The following is an 18,886-nucleotide window of genomic DNA, read 5'->3' as shown; positions in this document are numbered from 1 at the left end:
TGATGGCGGTCGCGGCGATAGCAAACCACAGGAAGGCGGATCAGGCCGCCGCGGAGCGGCGGCTGACCGTGCTGATCGCGCTCGGCAACGCCGCGCGGGCCGAGCAACTGTCCGAGGCGCTCGCCGCAACCGGCGATCTGCTGCCGGTCATGGCCGGGAACCGATCAGGACAGGCCGTGGATGTCGCCATCATCGACGAGGATGGCCTGGAGGGCAGGGCGATCGATGCTGCGCTGCCCAGGGTGTTGCTGTCGCGGCGTCCCGGCCATGAACAGCCCGCCGACAGCGTGCTTGCCGTGCTGCCCGCTTCGTCCGACGAATTGCTGATCGCCGCTGCCGCGCGGCTTGCAGCCGCCGGCTACCGCATTTCGGGCTCTGACCGGCCGCTGACCGGTCGGCACGACGACCTCTCCTTCCATGACGGCGACCCGTTCGAAGAGGAGCCGGGAGACACGAACGCTGCCCGGCCAACGCTTTCGCCGCGCGAGGCGGAAGTGCTGGCGCTGCTTGCCGAAGGCGCGCCCAACAAGGTGATCGCCCGGCGCCTCGGCATTTCCGTGCACACGGCGAAGTTCCATGTCGCGGCGATCCTGATCAAGCTCGGCGCCGCCAATCGCACCGATGCGATCGCCATTGCCATGCGGCAGGGACTGGTTCTGGTCTGAGGGCCTATTGATATTCCGGTGAGGCCGGCCTGCGAATGGTGGCGTCCTGCGCTTCCGGTGCTCACGCCTGGCCTCGTTTCTGGACCCGACGCAGCGTAACCCGCTCGCGGCGGGTCGGGCCTTGCGCTCTGGTCGCCTGCCGCGCAAAGGTTCGCGCCTGCGATGTAGTCAAGGAAGCGGAGGAAAGATGTCGCTCAAGGGAAAGACGCTGTTCATCTCCGGCGGGTCGCGTGGCATCGGGCTGGCGATCGCGCTGCGCGCGGCGCGCGACGGCGCCAATGTGACGATCGCCGCCAAGACCGCCGAGCCGCATCCGAAGCTGCCGGGCACGATCTACACCGCTGCCGAGGAGATCGAGCAGGCCGGCGGCAAGGCGCTGCCGGTGCTCTGCGACATACGCGAGGAGGCGCAGGTCGCCGAGGCAGTCGTGAGAACCGTCGAGCGGTTCGGCGGCATCGACATCTGCGTCAACAACGCCAGCGCCGTCCAGCTCACCGGCACGCTGGAGACCGACATGAAGCGCTACGATCTGATGCACCAGATCAACACGCGCGGCACTTTCCTGGTTTCCAAAATGTGCATTCCGCACCTGAAGTTGGCAAAGAACCCTCACATCCTGAATCTGGCGCCGCCGCTAGACATGAAGGCCAAATGGTTCAAGAACCACGTCGCCTACACAATGGCCAAGTTCGGCATGTCGATGTGCACGCTGGGCATGAGCGCGGAGTTCGCCAGGGACGGCATCGCCGTCAACTCGCTGTGGCCGATCTCGACCATCGACACCGCCGCGGTACGCAACCTGCTCGGCGGCGCGGCAGTGGCGGCGATGAGCCGTTCGCCCGACATCATGGCCGACGCCGCGCATGCGATCTTCCTGCGCCCGTCGCGCGAAGCGACCGGCAATTTCTACATCGACGAGGAGGTGTTGTGCGCCGAGGGCGTCAGCGATTTTTCCGTCTACGCGCCCGGCGCGACAGGGCCGCTCGCCGGCGACTTCTTCGTGCCGGACGAGGTGTTTGCCCGCACGGAAAGCAAGATCAAAACTATCTACTGAGGGGCAGCGGGCGAGGCCTCAGTCCTCAACCTTCTTGCCTTTGGCCAAACCCATCAGCCGGTCGATATAGGCCAGCATCAGCGCCGAGAGGACGAAGGCGAGGTGGATGATGGTCAGCCACATCAGCTGGTCTGTCGTGTAGGAGACGGAATTCAGGAAGACCTGCAGCAGGTGGATCGACGAGATGGCGACGATGGTCGAGGCCACCTTGACCTTGAGCGAGCCGACATCGATCGTTCCCAGCCAGTGCACCTTGCCGTCATTCTCGTCGAAGCGGCTGACGAAATTCTCGTAGCCGGAGATGATCACCATCACCACCAGCGAGGCGACAAGGGCGGCGTCAATCAGGCCGAGCATCTTCAGGATCGTATCGGTGTCGCCGAGCGTCAGGGCGTTGAAAGCGAACTCGTAGAGCTTCTTGCCGAACGACACCGCGTAGATGGCGAGCGCAAGGCCGAGCCCGATATAGAAAACGACCAGCAGCCAGCGTGTGGCGAGAATGATCGATTCGATGGCGAGTTCGAGGCGTTTCATGCGCTGTTCCGCTCCTGCTTTCAGTGGCGTTTTTCAGGCAACCCGCAGTTGTTTGCAAGGCCAAAACAAAACCCCGCCGGAGGGGCCGGCGGGGCTCATGTGTCCCGCTGGAGTCGGGACAGGGCAGGGAACGCCCTGTCGAGAATCTGGGTACAGCAATCCGAAAATTCAATGAAGCCGGTCGAATCGGGGCTCAATTCTCCTTGAGCGTCAAACCCGTGGCGCGTTGCCCATCCCGGCCAAACCGGGATGGGCTTTCTGTTGTCACCCTGATTCCAGAAGCCGTCTTATGCTTCTGGAACAGCTCGTTAATTCTCGCTGCTGGCCACCGGCGCCACCAGCGAGGTGATGCGGCGGATGGCGACGCGGCGGTTCTCACGGTTCGGCCCTGAGGTGTCGACCTTGAGATACTCCTCGCCATAGCCCTGCGTGGTCAGGTTCTCGGGCGGGATGCCGAAGGCGTTGGTAAGCGCCTCGGCGACCGCTTCGGCGCGCCGATCCGACAGAGCGAGGTTCGCTTCCGGCGTGCCGACGGCGTCGGTGTGGCCTTCGATCAGGAAGGTCTCGGCCGGGTTCTTCTTCAGCAGCTTCTCCATGGCGTTGGCGACGCCGTCGAGCTTCTGCACCTCCTCATCGGAGATCGAGGCCGAACCGAACTCGAAGTTCAGCGTGTCAAGGTCGACGCGGCGGGCGATGTCGCGCACACGGGCCGAGCGCTTGACCTCGTCGATCGAGTAGAGGCGCTGGACCTTCTCCACCGGCGGCTGCTCGAGGAAGGTGTAGTAGTCGTCTTCATCCTCGACATCCTCCGAATCCAGGATGTAGTCCCGGCGCGGGATGTTGAGCCGCATCGGCGGCAGGTCGTCACCGGGATCGCGCCAGTCGCCATCGTCCTCATAGCTCCGTTCGTCGACATAGCTCAGGATATATTCGCGCCCTTCCGGCGTGATGCGCGAGCGCTGGATGACGTCGCCATAACGGTTGCGGATGGTGACGATCTGAATGCCGTTGTCGCGTTCGACGATTTCGCGCCTGCGACCGCCCGAGAGGTCCTCGTAGTAGACGTTCCTGGCGCCGCGGTGCATGCGTGGGGCGTCGTTGCTTTCGACGATCGTCTGGTTGTTGAACTGCAGGATGACACGATCGCCGAGTTCCCTGAGGACGTTGACGCCTTGCGGGCGCTGGCGGTCGCGGACGTTCTCATCGGGCGCTATCTCGACGCGTTTGCCCTTTTCCTCCGTCACCGGAACGATCTTCTCGGGCTTGATCTCCTGCTGGGCCGACTTGTCGTCGGTGGGCGGCGGTCCCTGGTCGACCGGAGCCGGCTTCGGTACCTGCGCCTGCTCGCCATTCTGCTGGGCGGGCTGGTTGCTCAGCTCACCATTCGCATTCTCGCCTCCCTGTTGGCCGTTTTGGTTCTTGCCCTTGCGCTTGCGCAGGACATCCTTCTGGCTGTCGAGGATGGGGGCCGCGTTCTTGTCAGCCTGGGCTTCGCCCTCGGCCGCCGGGTTTTCGCCCTGTGCCGGCTGTTCGCCAGTCACGGTCTGCCCGCCATTGGCGGGTTGTTCGGCTGTCGATGGCTGCTGTTCTCCAGTGGCCGGCTGCTCGCCCGTCACCGGCTGTTCGCCAATGGTCTTCTTGCCGCGCTTTTTCTTGTCCAGAGGCTGATCGCCCTGGGCGGGAGCCGCCTGCTGCTCTGTGGGCTGAGGAAGAGGTTCGGCCTGCGGTACAGGTTCGCCGGCGGGTGCCGCCTGTTTGGCCGGCGCCTGCTCGGCGGGCGCAGCCTCTATCTGCTGATCCTGCTTGCGCTTCTTCTTGCGCAGGTTGTCCTGGCGGTTGTTGTCGTTTGCCGGGGCGACCTGTTCGGCCGGCTGCTCGGCGGGTGCTGCCTCGATCTGCTGCTGGTCGCGCTTCTTCCTGCGCGGCTTGATCGGCTGCTCGTCATTTGCCGGAGCTGCCTGCTCGGCGGGCTGTTCGGCAGGCGCGGCCTCGATCTGCTGTTGCAGTTGGCGCTTCTTCTTGCGCGGCATGACCGGCTGCTCGTCGTTTGCCGGAGCTGCCTGCTCAGCTGGCTGCTCGGCCGGTGCCGCTTCGATCTGCTGTTGCTGGTTGCGCTTCTTCCTGCGCGGCTGCTGCTCCTCGACGGCCGGTGCTGCCTGTTCGGCCGGCGCCTGTTCCGTTTGCTGCTGTTGCTGTTCGGCCTTGCGCTTGCGCGGCTTCTGTTCCTGCTCGGGAGCGGCCTGCTCGGCCGGCGCGGATTCGGTTTGCTGCTGCTGCTCGCGCTTCTTTTTCTTGGGCTGTTCCGGTTCAGCCTGCTGGTTCTGCGCGCAGGCCTCGGCCGATTCGCCCTCGGCGCAGCTCGCTTGCGCCAGAATCAATGGCGCGGCGGCATGCTGCGCGGGGCCGAAAACGGCACCACCCTGAAGCGGGTACGCGCCCAACGGCGCGGATGCCATCAACAGGCCGATCGCCGTGCCTGCCAGAATCCGTGGTTGGCGTTTCATCTCAAATTCTCCTTATGGGGTCCCATCCCTGCCCAAACTTGCATCATCCGGATTTGGTTCCGGCGCATGGGCATTAGCGGCAACGAAGGACGATTGACCGGCGTTTTGAAGGCAACTTCGTGTTTTTCATATGATGCATGTCTCATTTATGCCACTGCCGCGCTTGACCTCGGCGCCGGCCGGGGCCACATCCGCGCAATGGGTGCGCCATTCTGGAAAACCAAGACGCTCGAGGCGATGACGCCGGCCGAGTGGGAATCGCTTTGCGACGGCTGCGGCAAATGCTGTCTGTCGAAGCTGGAGGACGAGGATACCGGCGAAATCTACTGGACGAGCGTCGGTTGCCGGCTGTTCGACGCCGAAAGCTGCCGCTGCGCCGACTATGCCAACAGGCTGGCGCGGGTTCCGGACTGTGTCGGGCTGACGCCGCAGAATGTGCGCACCATCCGCTGGCTGCCCAGGACCTGCGCCTATAGGTTGATCGCGGAGGGGCATGACCTCTACTGGTGGCACAGGCTGGTTTCGGGAAGCGCCGAAACGGTGCACGAGGCCGGCATCTCGATCCGCGGACGGGTCAAGGCCAGCGAGACCGACCTTGCCGAGCCCGACGACTATTTCGACTATATGCTCGATGACGAACCCTGACGGGTTCGCTGACGAACCCGGATGGTTCGCATCTTGATGACGAATCTGGATGGTTCGCATCTTGACCGGCCTTGAACCGATTTTCGCCGCAAACCAGTAGGAAATACCACGCGCCGGAGCGGCCTCGGCCGGAACCGGCGGGGCCGTGGGGCGTTTGGGGTCCGGCCGCCCGCAACCGATGACTTGTCAGATGAACCGAAGATGAATGGACGGTTCGCAGACAGTTCAGACAGGCAGGCGCATTCTCGCACCATCGGTTCACCAGACGGGCGAGAGCCCTCAACAAGGAGAGAAGACAATGCTCAACACCATCAAGACGGCAGCCCTTTCGGCGCTTGTCGGCCTCGGCGCGCTTACCGCCATCCCCGCCGCCCATGCTGACAGCCTCTACCTCGGCTTCGGCAACAACCAGGATCCGCGCTTCGGCGTCTATAGCGGTGACGACGACGATGGCTATCGCCGTGATCGCGAGTGGCGCCGCCGCGGCTGTTCGCCGGACCGCGCGCTGGACAAGGCCGAGCGCATGGGCCTGCACCGCGTCCGCATCGTCGACATCGACCGCCGCACGGTCAAGGTCGCTGGCCGCCAGTACGGCGATCGCGTGGTGGTGGTGTTCGCCAATGTGCGCGGCTGCCCGATCATCTATCGCTGAGGAACACAAGCCGGCCCCGGCTTGAACGCCTAGCAGAGCCCCTTTCCGCCAGGGCGGAAGGGTGCGGCTCAAGAAGAACCCCGGAGGACTGGTCCTCCGGGGTTTTTCATGCGCGGCAGGCGCCGGTCGCAACCGGCCGGATCCTGCGTCCGGCCCCGCCGGCGCAGGCCGGCCGGACCACGCTCACTTCAGTTCGAAGGTGACGGTGACCTGCACGGCGTAAGAATTCTCGCCCGCCTGCACCGGGACCGACGCGCCCGCGGCATCGAAGGCCTTGGCGTTGATCGGCATCGGCGGCGGCGCGATGTTCTGGTCGGTGATCTCCAGCACCCGCCCCAGGTTGACCCTGGCGGCGTCGGCAAGCGTCTTGGCTTTGGCCATGGCATCGGCGACCGCCTTCTTGCGAGCCTCGGTGACGGCGGCGGACGGGTCTTCGTTGGAGAAGGTGATGCCGCCGCCTTGGTTGACACCGAGCGACACCGCCTTGTCGAGGATGTCGCCGGTCTTGTCGATGTCACGGATGCGCACCGAAAGCGTGTTGGTCACCTGGTAGGCGACCAGTTCGGCCTCTTGGCTGCCGTCCGGCTTGTTGGTGTAGTTGTAGCGCGGATTGATCTGGATGCCCGCCGTCTGCAGGTCGCGGTCCTTGATGCCGGACGACTTCATCGCCGCGATTACCGCCGCCATGGCGTCGTTGTTGGCGTCGAGCGCGGCGCGCGCGGTCTTGGCCTCGCGCATGACGCTGAGCGTCAACAGCGCGAGATCGGGCGCCGCGGTCGCCTGGCCTTCGCCCGACACGACGATGCGGGGCGTGGCTTGCGAATCGGCGGCGCCAGCCACCGCCGGGAAGGCGATGGCGGCAGCAAGCGCCAGGGGCATGAGGGGCAAAAGATGTCTGGTCATGAAAATCTCCTCGGTCTGCGAACCAGTCGCATCTGGCAACTAGAGCGCGAATATGGGCTGATTTGGGCGATCGCTGCCAGCCCGCCCGGAAAGCCTTGTGCCGATGAAGGAAAAACACTAAGCCAGCCGCGTGGGGCCTGTAGCTCAATGGTTAGAGCCGGCGGCTCATAACCGCTTGGTTGGGGGTTCGAGTCCCTCCGGGCCCACCAAATTATAACATATCAATGTGTTACGCTTAATTCTTCAAGAATTAAGCGAGTTTTGCCAGATAAATTCATGAGTTTTAGATGGAATGATTTTGGGGCCCGTTGGTCAATTTTCTCCGTCTGGTTGATGTCACCTGTGAGACGTAGCGCAGGCCCCTGTATTTCAAAAGGCTCTCCGACGGCGAGTGCGGTGATCGGCGGCAACGGCGTGCGAAAGGGCGGGTGTGACTCATACCAGTCGTGCTCGCGACAGCTCAGCAATGGCCGCTTTGCGCCTCATAGCGGTCGTCAATGCCAGCTTGTATATCAACTGGAAGCGGTCGCCCTACCCGAAAGCCCTGGAAACTGCTTCCTGAGTCTCCACGCCCTCGCTATCGCATCAAACCTGTTCTGATCCAAACCTCCTGTCCAACCGATCTGACCGCTTGGAGAATTCTTAGCGTAATGCAGCATGCCAGAGGGCAGCAGGGCTAGACCACATTGGCCTGTCAAAGCTGCGATGAAGCGGCCTGCCAAAGGCCTGCCTTTTCGGCCGTGAAGAGCGATCCATAACTCGGCGTCCTGATCTAAATTCTCCAGGTAGATGGCACCCTGGCTGCCGCCGCCTCGTCTGCAATCAACTTAGGGGCTGTCTGTCGAATCTTGTCGATGAATGCCTTGCCACCGCGCCTCCCTTCCGGGAGCGATGGCAGCGAGAGGGCGCTACCGCCTTTCCCCACATTCAACTGCCAGTTTAGGTTTCGCTGCTTGGGTTGAAAGCTAACCGCCGAGGCCGTCGCGGATCGCTGAGAAATAGCGATCGGTTCCGACCTGGCCACCCTTCAGCGCGACCTGCAGCCCGTCGATCGCCGCGATGCGCGAATGGGCGACGCAGAGCGGCGAGCCGGGTGACGCTGGAAGCGGCATCCTGACTGTCAGCGCGTCGACGCCCATCTGCCCCAGTGCATGGCTCGACGTGTCGCCGCCGGCGATGATGACGCGCTTCAGGTTCTGCTGCTCGGTCAGTTGTCGCAGCAGCGTGCCAAGGCCGCGGCCGAGCTTGTGGCGGGCGCCTTGCTGCCGATCGATCTCGGCACCGCGATCAGCGGCAGGTCCGAGTGCCGTGTAAAGGATGACGCTGCGCCCGGCTTCCAGGCTGGCGCGGCCGCTTGCCGCCGCGCGCACGATCGCCTGTTCGGAATTGTCCGAGACCAGTTCGATGGGATCGACTTCGATGCCGTCGAAGCCGTCGGTCAACGCATGGCGGATCTGCCGTTCCGTGGTCGGCGAGCAACTGCCCGAGACGACCCCGACGCGGCCGGCAGCACCCGGCGCCGAAAAGCGGGACTCGGCCCGAACAACGGCAGTCTCTGCCCATTCGGCGAGCAACGCGTACTCGACGCCGGACGAGCCGACGACGAAGGAACCGCCTTGCTTGCGCGTGCGCCAGATCTCCTTGCCGGCAAACGCCTGGCTTTCCGGACTATCGACATCGATGAGTACGATGGCGGCGCCATCAGCGGCGAGGCGATCGAAGGCCGCTGAGCGGTCGGCCGAACGCAGCGTCGCCAGGTCGAGCAGACCCGAGGCAAGCCGGGTCTGCCGCGCCAGATGGATCAAAAGATCGGCCTCGTCCATCGGCGTCGCCGGATGGCGGCTCATCACCGGATGGCGGTCGATGCGGTAGTATTTGTCCCGATAGCCGGCGAACAGATGGCCGAAGGCGGTGTAGCGCTTGAGTTGCGGCGCGCCGACCACCAGCGGCACGCTGTCCTGCGCGAACACCGAACGGCCGATCTCGATCGCCCGGCCGATGCTGCCGATCGTCGGGCTGGAATCGAAGGTCGAGCAGACCTTGTAGTGGCAGATTTCGGCCTCAAGCGTCTTCAGCCAACCGAAGGCCACCTTGAGATGCGTGTCCATCCACTGCTGCGACTCGCTGCGGCTGGTGCCGGCCAGGCCGACGGCACGGCAATGCGAGAATTGCGCCAGCTGTGCGTCATCCGGCTGGCGCATGAACAGCACGGTCGGCACGCCGCCGAGTTCGAGCGCCTCCATCACATCGGTCGAGCCGGTGAGGTCGTCGCCATAATAGCTGAGCAGAAGGTCCCGCATTGCTCAGGCCGCCTTGCCGTCGCCGAACTTCTCGATCGAGCGCGCCAACTCGACATGGCTCTTGGCGAAGTCCGCGAGCGGGATGCCGTCGACCGCTGCTTGCCAGGCCTGCTGCACGGCGCGCACGCCGGCGCCCGGTCCGTCCGGATGGCTGACGATGCCGCCACCGCACAGATAGAGCAGGTCGACCGTGCGGCCGGTACGTTCGTAGGTTTCAGGCGCCTGTCCGCCCCATTGGCCCGAGCCCGCCACCGGCAGCGCGCAATCATCAGGCGAAAACAGCGGCGTCGTCACCGCCTCGAAGGAACGGATGAAGGAGTCGTCCGGCTCCCAGTATTTCGAGCCGATGCCGTTGATCTGGAACTGGTCGACGCCAAGCAGCCGCCAGAACTGCTGCCAGACCATGAAATCCATGCCGAGGCCGGGATGTCGGGTGAGGATGTCCCAGCCATTGCGGTGGGCGTGCAGCACCAGGCCGGAGCGCTTCCTGAGGTAAGCCATGCCGCCGAAGCCGACGGAATTGATGTTGATGACGGCGCAATTGCCGCCGGCTTCGACCACAAGGTCATGGTTGCGCATCATCTGGTCGGGATCGGCATGCGAGATGCCAAAGGCATACATCACCTTCTTGCCGGTCTTCTGCTCGTGGTTGAGGATCAAAGGCATGATCGCCTTCACCCGCTCCGCTAATGGCGAATAGGCCGGGCTCATCAGCTTCTCGTCGTCCTTGATGAAGTCGATGCCGGCATCGATCAGCTCGCCCACCATCGCGGCCGTCTCGTGCGGCCGCAAGCCGAGCGCCGGCTTGACGATGGTGCCGATGATCGGGCGGCCCTCGACGCCGGTCAGCCGGCGGCTGCCGGCGACGCCGAATTGCGGGCCGGGGTGGGCGCCCCTGAACTCCTTCGGCAGCTTCATGTCGACGACGCGGATCCCGGAAAAACCCCTGATCGAATAGGTGCCGCCAATGGCGATGGTCATCAGCGCCGCAAGGTCGGTGCCGATCGCGTCGAACGGGAAGCCGATGTCGACATCGGCGCGCTTGAATGGGCCAGGGCCGGCGTCGGGAATGGATGGCTGCTCCGCATCGGGCAAATGCCGGATCGCCAGCACATGGGCCGCGACGCGCGCCTTCAGCTCCTCAGTCTCGCCGGGCAGCGCGACGAAGGTTCCGGTCGACTGGTCGCTGGCGATCTTGGCCGCCATCGCCTCGATGCTGCCGGACGTTTCGATGCGATAGTTGAGGATGATCATGGCCGGCCGTCTCGGGTCGAAAAGGGGTTCGAAAACAATTCCCTGTCGTTCGAAATCTGGTATAATGAGTACATAAGTATTGCAAGCAATATCCTGCCTAAAGGATACAGACCGACCGGCGGACGGGCATTCCGGGAACCGCCGCGGCAATGCTAGATAGAGCAGGGTCAAGGGAGTGATTCGCGACGATGAACCGTTCGGAGCCGATCGTCCGGCGAAAGCTTTCCGATGAAGTCTTTGCGCGACTGAAGCGCCTGATCACCAGCGGCGAATTGCAGCCGGGCGACGACATGCCGTCGGAGCGCGAATTGATGGAGCGTTTCGAGGTCGGCCGGCCCGCAATTCGCGAGGCAATGCAGGCGCTAAGCAATATGGGCCTCGTCGCTATCTCGCATGGCGAGCGTGCCAAGGTGCTGCAACTGACCGCCAAGTCGATCATCAGGCAGGTCGATGGCGCGGCCAAGATAATCCTGTCGTCGTCGAAGGACACGCTGGAGCACCTCAAAAGCGCGCGCATCTTCTTCGAGCGCGGCATGGTCCGGGAAGCCGCCGAGAAGGCCACGGCCGAGGATGTGCAGCGGTTGAGGGCCACCATTGCAGAGCAGCGCAGCTTTCGCGGCGACTCCGAAGCCTTCATCTCCGCCGACATGAAGTTCCACACCCAGATCGCGGCGATCTCGGGCAACCCGATCTATGTCGCCGTCAGCGAGGCGATGCTCGGCTGGCTGAAGGAATACCACACCGAGATGCTGATCTGGACCGGCAAGGAAAAGTTCACGCTGACTGAGCACGAGGAGATCATCGGCCGCATCGAGAAGAAGGATGCCGATGGCGCCGAGAAGGCAATGATCAAGCACCTTGAACGCTCGCGTGCCCTCTATGTGATGAATTCCGAGAAGTGACGGTTCAGCCGATCCGGGCGATCGCGTAAGGCGGCATCGCCAGCCTGCCGCCCGCATCCAGGCTGATGGCGCGCTCACTCCCATTCCGCATGATGAGCGATGCCTTGCCCAGACCGGAAATGTCGACCTGAACCTCGCCTGCTGTCAGGTTGGCCAGGCAGACGATCGTCTCGCCCATCGAGGAGCGGCTGGCGAGTGCCGCTACCCGGGTGTCATCGCTGACCGTAGTAGGGACATGCTGATGACCGACGAGGTCGCAAAGCATCTTCACGGCATGGAAAAGCGGCCGGGGCGCGCCGTCCTTGGCGGGCTCGCCCAACGACGCCAGCAGTCCGAACGGTCCGGCGAAACTCGACGGCGTCAGCATCTCCAGCCCGGCTGATGCCACACGCGCGGCATAGCCGATCGCCCAGGCGGCCGCGAACTGGCCGGCGTGGCGCGGATCGCGATTGGCCATGGCGATGCGCTGGCCATCCGGATTGTCCTTGGTCGCGCCGCCATAGGGGTTTTGGCGCATGGCAATGGTCGATGGTCCTATTCGGTACGGCTTGTCGCCGAAGATCGCCCGCGCCGATTGCGTAATGAAGGGCAGCGCCTCCAGTGACTGCATGATGCTGAGATCGTCGGCCGCGTGCACGATCGGGCAGGTGCAATGGGTGATGAAGTCGAGCGGGCCGACGGGAACGCGCTTGCGGTTGAGTTCGGTGAAATAGCTGAACATGCCGCCGCCGAGGCGGATGTCCGGGAAGGCGCGCCGCGCCGCCGCATAGACATTCTCGAGTGGCGGGCAGGGCGGCAACGCGCTGCCCGGCGGTGTCGACTGCCGGTCGACCGAAGGCGAGACGGCGATGGCGTCGAGTCGCAAGCCGGCCCGGCGCACCATGCCGGCGATGCCGGAAAGTTCGGCATCGAGATCGCCGTCGCAGGCAACCACGCATTCGAGCGTCGTGCCCGACTTGTAGGCCTCGGCGAGTTGGGCGAAGGCGCGCAGCGCCTCGAAGCCATGGCCGCGCGTCGGCTCGTAGTGGAACAGCAACTGGCGTGGCCCCAGCACTGTTAGTAAGGGCAAGATCGCCAGCGTTGCCTCGACATTTTCGGGGTAGATGACAACGCCGATCTCGGGCAGCGCCGCACCGGGTTCACCAAGCGCCACGCGGACCGGTTCGGAGGTAGTGGCGACTGCCGGCGCCTTGCCGTCGCCGGTGATGCGCAGCGTGATCGTCTGGCGGTTGGTTTCGCCGGCCGGCAGCTTGTAAGGCCACGGCAATGCGAGAGGCCGCACATAGGTCTTGTAGGAGGCGTCCGACCAGTTGCGCTGGTCTTCCATTTCGAAAATGTCGCCTTCCATACGGCATTCGGCGGCCACACTTGGACGGACCTGATGCGTGATGGCGCGAATATCCTTGAACGGCTGCCACGGATCGATCTGCAGCGGCAACTTGGTATCCACCACGCTGCCGTCGGTGTGCTCGACCGTCACCGGGCTGCCGGCCAGCCCGGCGATCGGATGCAGGATGCAGAAGCCGCAGCGGTTGGTCTCGAAATCGCTCTCGGGCAGGGCGCTGACGTCAAAGAACAACTCGCCGCTGGCAGAGCCCTTGATGGTGGCGCGAAAGCCGAGCTTGCTGCCGTCCGGTCCCATGCAGTGTGCCGCACAGCTGACCGAGAATGCATCGACGCGCTGGTCGATGACCAGGTCGGTCAGTACGGGCTCATACGTGCCCCAGTCGCGGTCGCGCACGATATAGGCGATCGCGCGCAGCACCTCGGTGCCGCCATGGCGGATCGTGCGCAGATTGCCGTTGACGAAATCGGCGCTTAGCGCGCCCGCACTCAGCCTGACCGGCGCGGCTTCGACCGCGTGCGTGCCATAGAGCTGGAAAGCGTCGGCGGTCATTTCAGCAAGGCATCGAGGTGGACCGGCTCGCGGCTCGCCGCGCCCGCATAGGCGGCCTCGACCAGCGCGAAGGTCTTGAGATTGTCGGCCCCGGAGGTCGCAGGTTCTTTTCCTGTCGCCAGGCAGTCGACCCAGTGCTGCTGGATCGCGACGACGCTTTCCTGGATGTTGTGCCAGGGACGCGATGCCCAGGAGAGCAGCGGCGGCGAGACGTCGCTCACCACCGTTCCGCTCTTGCCCGTAACAGTAAGCTTGTAGCCCTGCGCCAGGCGGATCGTGCCGTCGCTGCCGTCGATCTCGATCAGCGTCTCCGGAAACGGCTCGACAGCAAGTTTCGTCCCATAGCTGCAATCGACCACGGATGTGGCGCCACTCGCATGATCCATCAGCATGGTCGCGACATCCTCGCCGGCAATGGCGGGATTGACGCGCGTGGTCCGCGTCGTGATCGTCGAGACGTCGCCGAGCAGGAAGCGGCCGATGTCGAGAATGTGGATGCCGAGATCCTCGATGATGAAGCGCTTGCCGGTCGCCAGATAGGGCTGGCCGGAAAACACGTCATAGGCGGAGCGGAACGAGATGCGGCCGAAGAACGGCGTACCGATCTCGCCGCTGTCGAGCACGGCGCGCACCGCCTGGATCGGCGACTGCCAGCGGAAATTCTCGTGCACCATCAGCGGCACGTCGGCGTCCGCGCAAGCCTTCACCATCGCCTTGGCATCGGCAAGCGTCGGCGCGAACGGCTTCTGGCAGATCGCGGGTACGCGTTGCGCGGCCGCCATCTCGACCAGCGCCCGATGGCTGGGCGCGGTGGTGGCAATGTCGACAAAGTCGAGCGTCTCGTTCGCAAACATGGCGGCCGCGTCGCTATAGCGCCTCGCGATGCCGAACTGGTCGCCGACGATCCTGAGCCGTTCCGCATCGCGGTCGCAGATGGCGACGATCGAGGCGCCTTCGATCTCGCGCCAGCCCTGCATCTGGTTGACGGCAAAGAAGCCGCAGCCGATCAGCGCTCCCCGCAACCCCGCCATGCTCAGCCCACCATTGCCATCTGCATCAGTGTAACGCGGCCTTGCAGTCGGCGCTGCGCCTGGTCAACGACGACGGCGACGATTATGACGAGGCCCTTGATCACCATCTGCCAGAACGAGCTCACCCCCATCATCACCAGTCCGTCGGAGAGGATACCGATGACGAAGGCGCCGACGATGGTGCCGCCGATCGTGCCGCGCCCGCCCGACATCGAGGTGCCGCCGAGCACCGCGGCCGCGATGGCGTTGAGCTCGAAGCTCTCGCCCGTCGCCGGATGCGAGGCCATCAGCTCGGACGAGATGATCAGGCCGACGATCGCAGCGCAGAAGCCGGAGAACATGTAGACGAACATCTTGACCATGTTGACCCGCACGCCCGAAATGCGCGCCGCCCGCTCGTTGCCGCCGACAGCAAAGATATGGCGGCCGAGCGGCGTGTATTTCGCGAGATAGGCCGCGCCCAGCGCGACGACGATCAGGATCCAGATCGACACCGGCAGGCCGAGCAGCTTGCCGGCGCCGAGATAGCCGAAGCCGGTGGTGCCGAGTTCCGGCTTGCCGACCAGATTGGGGAAAGTGCGGCCATCGGACGACAAGAGCGCCAGGCCGCGCGAGACATAGAGCACGCCGAGCGTGGCGATGAATGGCGCGACGTTGAGCCTGGTGATCAGCAGCCCATTGACGGCGCCGATCGCTATGCCGACGGCCAGCGTGATCAGCGCGATCTCGACGACGTTGAAATAGATCGTGTAGCCGATCTGCAGGTCGATGCCGTTCAGCACCAGATAGCCGGCAACCATGCCGCACAAGCCGACGATGGAACCGACCGACAGGTCGATGCCGCCGGTGATGATGACGAAGGTCATGCCCATGGCTAGGAAGGCGTTCAGCGCCACGTGCTTGGCCATTAGGATAAGGTTTGCCGCCGACAGGAAATTGGGCGCGGCGATCGAGAAAAACACCAACACCGCGATCAGCGCGATGAAGGTTCTGAGCTTCATCAATGTAAGAAGCAGCGAACCGCTGGAAGCGGTGGGGGCAGCCGCCTTAGCCGGAATGTCAGTCATGGGCGTTTGTCTCCGTTGGCCCTGCGGGTCCGTGGCCAAGCGCCGATACGGCGACGATCGCCGCTTCCGTTGCCTCGGCGCGATCGAACATGCCGGTCAGCTTTCCATTGCTCATCACCGCGATGCGGTCGGACAGAGCCATCACCTCGGTGAGATCCGAAGTGGCGAACAGGATGCCGAGCCCATCGCGCGACAGTTTACGCATAGTGCGGAAAACGTCGGCCTTGGCGCCGACATCTATCCCGCGGCTGGGCTCGTCCATCAGCAGCACCTTCGGACCGGTGAGCAGCGCCTTGCCGATCACCACCTTCTGCTGGTTGCCGCCGGACAGCGACGAGACCTCCTGCGCCGGGTCGGCGACCTTGATCGCTAGCTCCCGCACCATGCCGGCCACCGCCTGTCTTTCCTCGGCGCCGCGGATGTGGAACAGGCGGGCAAAGCGCGACAGGCTGGCCAGCGTCAGATTGCTGGCGACGGACAGGATCGACACCAGCCCTTCGCGCTGGCGGTCTTCGGGGATCAGCGCGAGGCCACGGCGGATGCGCCGCGTCGTGTCGCGTTCCCTTACCTTTTTGCCATCGATGAAGATCGAACCCGTGGCATGGCCGTGGCGGCCCATGATGCAGTCGAACAGTTCGCTGCGCCCGGCGCCCATCAGGCCGTAGATGCCCAAGATCTCGCCGGCGCGGAGCGACAGCGAGACATGGTCGACCGCAAGGCCGCCGGTCGCGCGCGGCAGGCAGATTTCTTCGGCGCGGAAGATCTCCTCACCGGGAGCGTGGCCGTCGGCCTTGGCGAAATCCTTGGCATCGGAGCCGATCATCTGCCGCACGATCCACTGCGTGTCGACGTTCTTCATCTCCTCCTGGCCGGTGATGCGGCCGTCGCGCAACACGGTGATGTAGTTGCCGATGCGGATCAGCTCTTCCAGCCGGTGCGAGATGTAGACGATGGCGACGCCGCGCGCCTTGAGGTCGGCGATGACCTTGAACAGGATCTCGACTTCCGCCGCACTCAGCGCCGAGGTCGGCTCGTCCATGATCAGGATGCGCGCGTCGAGAGAGACCGCCTTGGCGATCTCGACCAGCTGCTGCTGGCCGATGCGCAGATCCTCGACGAGCATGTCCGGGCGGATGCCGGCCTGCAGCCTTTCGAGGAATTCGGCCGCGCGGCGCTCTTGCTCCTTGCGGTCGATCTTGCGGAACCGGTTGGTGATCTCGCGGGTGGCGAAGATGTTTTCGGCGACGGTCAGGTTGCCGAAAAGGTTGAGCTCCTGGAACACCATGCCGATGCCGCGGTTCACCGCATCGCCGGATGAGGCGAACGACACGTCTTCACCCTCGAGCAGGATGCGTCCGGCGGTCGGCTGCTCGACGCCGGCGATGATCTTCATCAGCGTCGACTTGCCCGCGCCGTTCTCGCCTACCAGAACGTTGACCGCGCCCCTGCGCACCTCGAAATTGGCGCGCTTGACCGCGACCGTGCCGGAATAGACCTTGGAGACATCCTCCAGCTTCAGGATGACGTCGCGCTCGGCTTCCGCGCTCATGGATTCGGCCCGATCTCAGCCTCCGCCGGCGTCACCAGCGGCAGGTCTTGGGCGCTGCCTAGCGTATAGGCGCCGAGCACCTTGGCGCTGCGGCCCTCGAGCGCCTCGCGCGGCAGCTTGGACAGCGCCGTCTTGTCGGCATAGATGTTGAATGCCTTGCCAAACTGGGCGAAGTCGATCTGGTTGGTAAAGTCGTTGAACTGGATGAAGTCGAGGCTGTCGCGCAGCGCGGTGCCGCGCACCGCCGGCCCGATCTGCACCCGCGCATCGGCCTTGCCGTCGCCGTCGACATCGACATCGATGGTCGCCGCGCGCGACTGGGTGTTGGCGGCGACGATCTTGCCCTCCAGCCGCACCGCGAAGGTCCAGGGCGAATTCGCCTGCTTGTTCGGATTGCCGTATTTGGCGCCGGCGGCAGCCGGATCGGTGGTGGCCAAGGCGTGCACTTCCGGGAACGGTCCGCCCTTCTGCTGCAGATAGGGGATTACCTTCGGCGCCCAGATGTCCTCGATCATCTTGTCGGGATTGAAGGCCGGCGCGTTGCCGCCGCCCTGCATCGACGGTGTCGGCAGGATCTTGCAGGCGGTGAGCCCGAGGCCGGCCATTCCGGCAAGAATTGGCACGGCGAAGCTCAACCAGGTCAGCTTGTTCGGCATGGCGGTCAGGAAGTACCCACGGAAATTGGGCAAGGGACGAACCGGAGGTCCGTCCCTTGCGATTGATGTGATGCCGGCTCAGTTGGTGAGCGCGAAAGTCTCCAGCTGCTTGGCATTGTCGCCATTGACCAGCACGCAGTCCATCAGCTGCTTTTCCTGGGCGGGAGACTTCTTGTTCTTGATGAAGTCGTCGGCTTGCACGACAGCCATCTGCGCCTGCGCGAAGGCCGGCTGCAGCACGGTCGCCTTGATGCCGCCGGAGGTGATGGAGTCGCGCACGTCGTTCGAGCCGTCGAAGCCGACGACAATGACATCCTTGCGGCCGGCGGCGGCGAGTGCTGCATAGGCGCCCATCGCCATCGTGTCGTTGCCGGAGATCACGCCCTTGATGTCCGGGTTGGCCTGCAGGATCGATTCCATCTTGGAATAGGCTTCCGTTTGGCTCCAGTTGGCCGACTGCTGCGCCACCATCTTGAGGTCCGGATAGTCGTTGATGACGTCGTGATAGCCCTTCGAGCGGATGCCGGCATTGGTGTCGGATTCCTTGCCGACCAGCTCGACGAAATTGCCCTTCTCGCCCATCAGCTTGACGAACTCCTGCGCGCCGAGCTGGGCGCCCTGGTAGTTGTTGGAGACGATCTGCGCCACGGCGACGCCGGTGGCGTTGATCTCGCGATCGATCAGGAAGGAGGGGATGCCGGCGTCCTTGGCTTTCTGCACGGCAGCGACCGTGGCGTCAGCGCCGGCATTGTCGAGGATGATCGCCTTGGCGCCGCGGCCGATCGCCGTGTCGATCAGCTCGGACTGCTTGTTGGCGTCGTCGTCATGGACCAGCACCAGCGCCTCGTAGCCGAGTTCCTTGGCCTTGGCTTCGGCGCCGACGGCTTCCGCCTTGAAGAACGGATTGTCGTGCGAGGGCGTGATGATGGCGATCAGGTCCGCCGCATAGGCAGGCATCGCCGTTCCGAGCGCCAGCACGCCGGCGAAAGCTGCAAGGGTCATTCTGCGAGTGAGTTTCATGAAGTCCTCCCGTTGAAAAAGAATTTTTGCCTTGGCAAATCGGCCCTCTGTCTGCGTCTGAATTGGTCAGGCGGCGGATCGCGCCGGAATCAAGCCGCGTGCGGGCTTCTCCCGAGCAGATCGTCACTTCCCCGTCCTCCACTCGTTCAGGCTTCGACTCCAGCGAAACCTGATTATCCGAGCTCGAGAACAGCTTAGCCAACTGGTATAATGAGTCAACCACTATTTCAGGTGATATGTATCTGATGTGCGA

16 protein-coding genes and 1 tRNA gene are annotated in these 18,886 nt (G+C 64.1%); 6 read left to right on the top strand and 11 right to left on the bottom strand.

Annotation, left to right across the window (positions count from 1 at the left end; all coding sequences use genetic code 11):
• The first annotated feature begins 2 nt into the window (after positions 1-2).
• Together PU724_RS01000 and PU724_RS00995 are read left to right on the top strand one after the other, a co-directional pair.
• A complete protein-coding gene (locus PU724_RS01000; RefSeq protein ID WP_127283578.1) occupies positions 3-665 on the top strand; it encodes a helix-turn-helix transcriptional regulator in 663 nt (220 codons plus the stop codon).
• Between the two features lie 187 nt (positions 666-852).
• Positions 853-1,719, top strand: a complete 867-nt coding sequence (locus PU724_RS00995; protein ID WP_354419215.1) for an SDR family oxidoreductase — start codon at positions 853-855, stop codon at positions 1,717-1,719.
• Between the two features lie 18 nt (positions 1,720-1,737).
• Here PU724_RS00995 and PU724_RS00990 read toward each other — a convergent pair whose 3' ends face one another.
• Both PU724_RS00990 and PU724_RS00985 read right to left on the bottom strand, forming a co-directional pair.
• Positions 1,738-2,253, bottom strand: a complete 516-nt coding sequence (locus PU724_RS00990; protein ID WP_127283575.1) for a TIGR00645 family protein — start codon at positions 2,251-2,253, stop codon at positions 1,738-1,740.
• Positions 2,254-2,561: 308 nt separating this feature from the next.
• Positions 2,562-3,497 (bottom strand): OmpA family protein, encoded by a 936-nt coding sequence (locus PU724_RS00985; RefSeq protein WP_354419212.1) that lies wholly within the window; start codon positions 3,495-3,497, stop codon positions 2,562-2,564.
• Between the two features lie 1,458 nt (positions 3,498-4,955).
• On the opposite strand from PU724_RS00985, the gene PU724_RS00980 reads away from it, so the two are divergent.
• On the top strand, positions 4,956-5,402 hold the full coding sequence (locus PU724_RS00980) for a YcgN family cysteine cluster protein (protein WP_127308819.1): 447 nt from the start codon (positions 4,956-4,958) through the stop codon (positions 5,400-5,402).
• A 298-nt stretch (positions 5,403-5,700) separates the two neighbouring features.
• Complete coding sequence (locus tag PU724_RS00975) at positions 5,701-6,054, top strand: hypothetical protein (RefSeq protein WP_127283572.1); 354 nt, start codon at positions 5,701-5,703, stop codon at positions 6,052-6,054.
• A gap of 183 nt (positions 6,055-6,237) precedes the next feature.
• Here PU724_RS00975 and PU724_RS00970 read toward each other — a convergent pair whose 3' ends face one another.
• A complete protein-coding gene (locus PU724_RS00970; RefSeq protein ID WP_354419210.1) occupies positions 6,238-6,957 on the bottom strand; it encodes an SIMPL domain-containing protein in 720 nt (239 codons plus the stop codon).
• Between the two features lie 133 nt (positions 6,958-7,090).
• On the opposite strand from PU724_RS00970, the gene PU724_RS00965 reads away from it, so the two are divergent.
• Positions 7,091-7,166, top strand: a tRNA-Ile gene (locus PU724_RS00965).
• A 756-nt stretch (positions 7,167-7,922) separates the two neighbouring features.
• On the opposite strand, the gene PU724_RS00960 is transcribed toward PU724_RS00965, so the two are convergent.
• Entirely contained in the window at positions 7,923-9,257 is a 1,335-nt protein-coding gene (locus PU724_RS00960) for a four-carbon acid sugar kinase family protein (RefSeq protein WP_127308677.1), read from the bottom strand.
• A 3-nt stretch (positions 9,258-9,260) separates the two neighbouring features.
• On the bottom strand, positions 9,261-10,511 hold the full coding sequence (gene oiaX / locus PU724_RS00955) for a 3-oxo-isoapionate-4-phosphate decarboxylase OiaX (protein WP_354419208.1): 1,251 nt from the start codon (positions 10,509-10,511) through the stop codon (positions 9,261-9,263).
• Between the two features lie 188 nt (positions 10,512-10,699).
• On the opposite strand from oiaX, the gene PU724_RS00950 reads away from it, so the two are divergent.
• Entirely contained in the window at positions 10,700-11,413 is a 714-nt protein-coding gene (locus PU724_RS00950; protein ID WP_127283197.1) for a transcriptional regulator NanR, read from the top strand.
• 4 nt (positions 11,414-11,417) lie between these two features.
• Here the strand turns inward: PU724_RS00950 and apnL are convergent, their stop codons facing one another.
• The 6 genes from apnL to PU724_RS00920 form a co-directional block, all read right to left on the bottom strand.
• A complete protein-coding gene (gene apnL, locus PU724_RS00945; protein ID WP_354419206.1) occupies positions 11,418-13,310 on the bottom strand; it encodes a D-apionate lactonase in 1,893 nt (630 codons plus the stop codon).
• A complete protein-coding gene (locus PU724_RS00940) occupies positions 13,307-14,341 on the bottom strand; it encodes a Gfo/Idh/MocA family protein (protein ID WP_354419205.1) in 1,035 nt (344 codons plus the stop codon). The genes apnL and PU724_RS00940 overlap by 4 nt, the downstream gene beginning before the upstream one ends.
• A 2-nt stretch (positions 14,342-14,343) precedes the next feature.
• Positions 14,344-15,408 carry an ABC transporter permease gene (locus PU724_RS00935; RefSeq protein ID WP_354419203.1) on the bottom strand — a complete coding sequence of 355 codons (1,065 nt, stop codon included), beginning with the start codon at positions 15,406-15,408 and terminating at the stop codon, positions 14,344-14,346.
• Positions 15,401-16,957, bottom strand: coding sequence for a sugar ABC transporter ATP-binding protein (locus tag PU724_RS00930; RefSeq protein ID WP_354419202.1), 1,557 nt, complete (start codon positions 16,955-16,957; stop codon positions 15,401-15,403). Before PU724_RS00930 ends, PU724_RS00935 begins: the two co-directional genes overlap by 8 nt.
• Entirely contained in the window at positions 16,954-17,613 is a 660-nt protein-coding gene (locus PU724_RS00925; protein ID WP_354420146.1) for a DUF2291 family protein, read from the bottom strand. Before PU724_RS00925 ends, PU724_RS00930 begins: the two co-directional genes overlap by 4 nt.
• Before the next feature lie 78 nt (positions 17,614-17,691).
• The gene (locus PU724_RS00920) at positions 17,692-18,633 is read right to left on the bottom strand and encodes a D-ribose ABC transporter substrate-binding protein (RefSeq protein WP_006205030.1); all 942 of its coding nucleotides are present in this window, start codon (positions 18,631-18,633) and stop codon (positions 17,692-17,694) included.
• Positions 18,634-18,886: the final 253 nt, after the last annotated feature.

The organism is Mesorhizobium abyssinicae (genome assembly GCF_049887195.1).
Lineage (GTDB): Bacteria > Pseudomonadota > Alphaproteobacteria > Rhizobiales > Rhizobiaceae > Mesorhizobium > Mesorhizobium abyssinicae.
The sequence above is the reverse complement of the archived record's forward strand: the minus strand, read 5'-3'. Positions and strand labels throughout refer to the sequence as shown.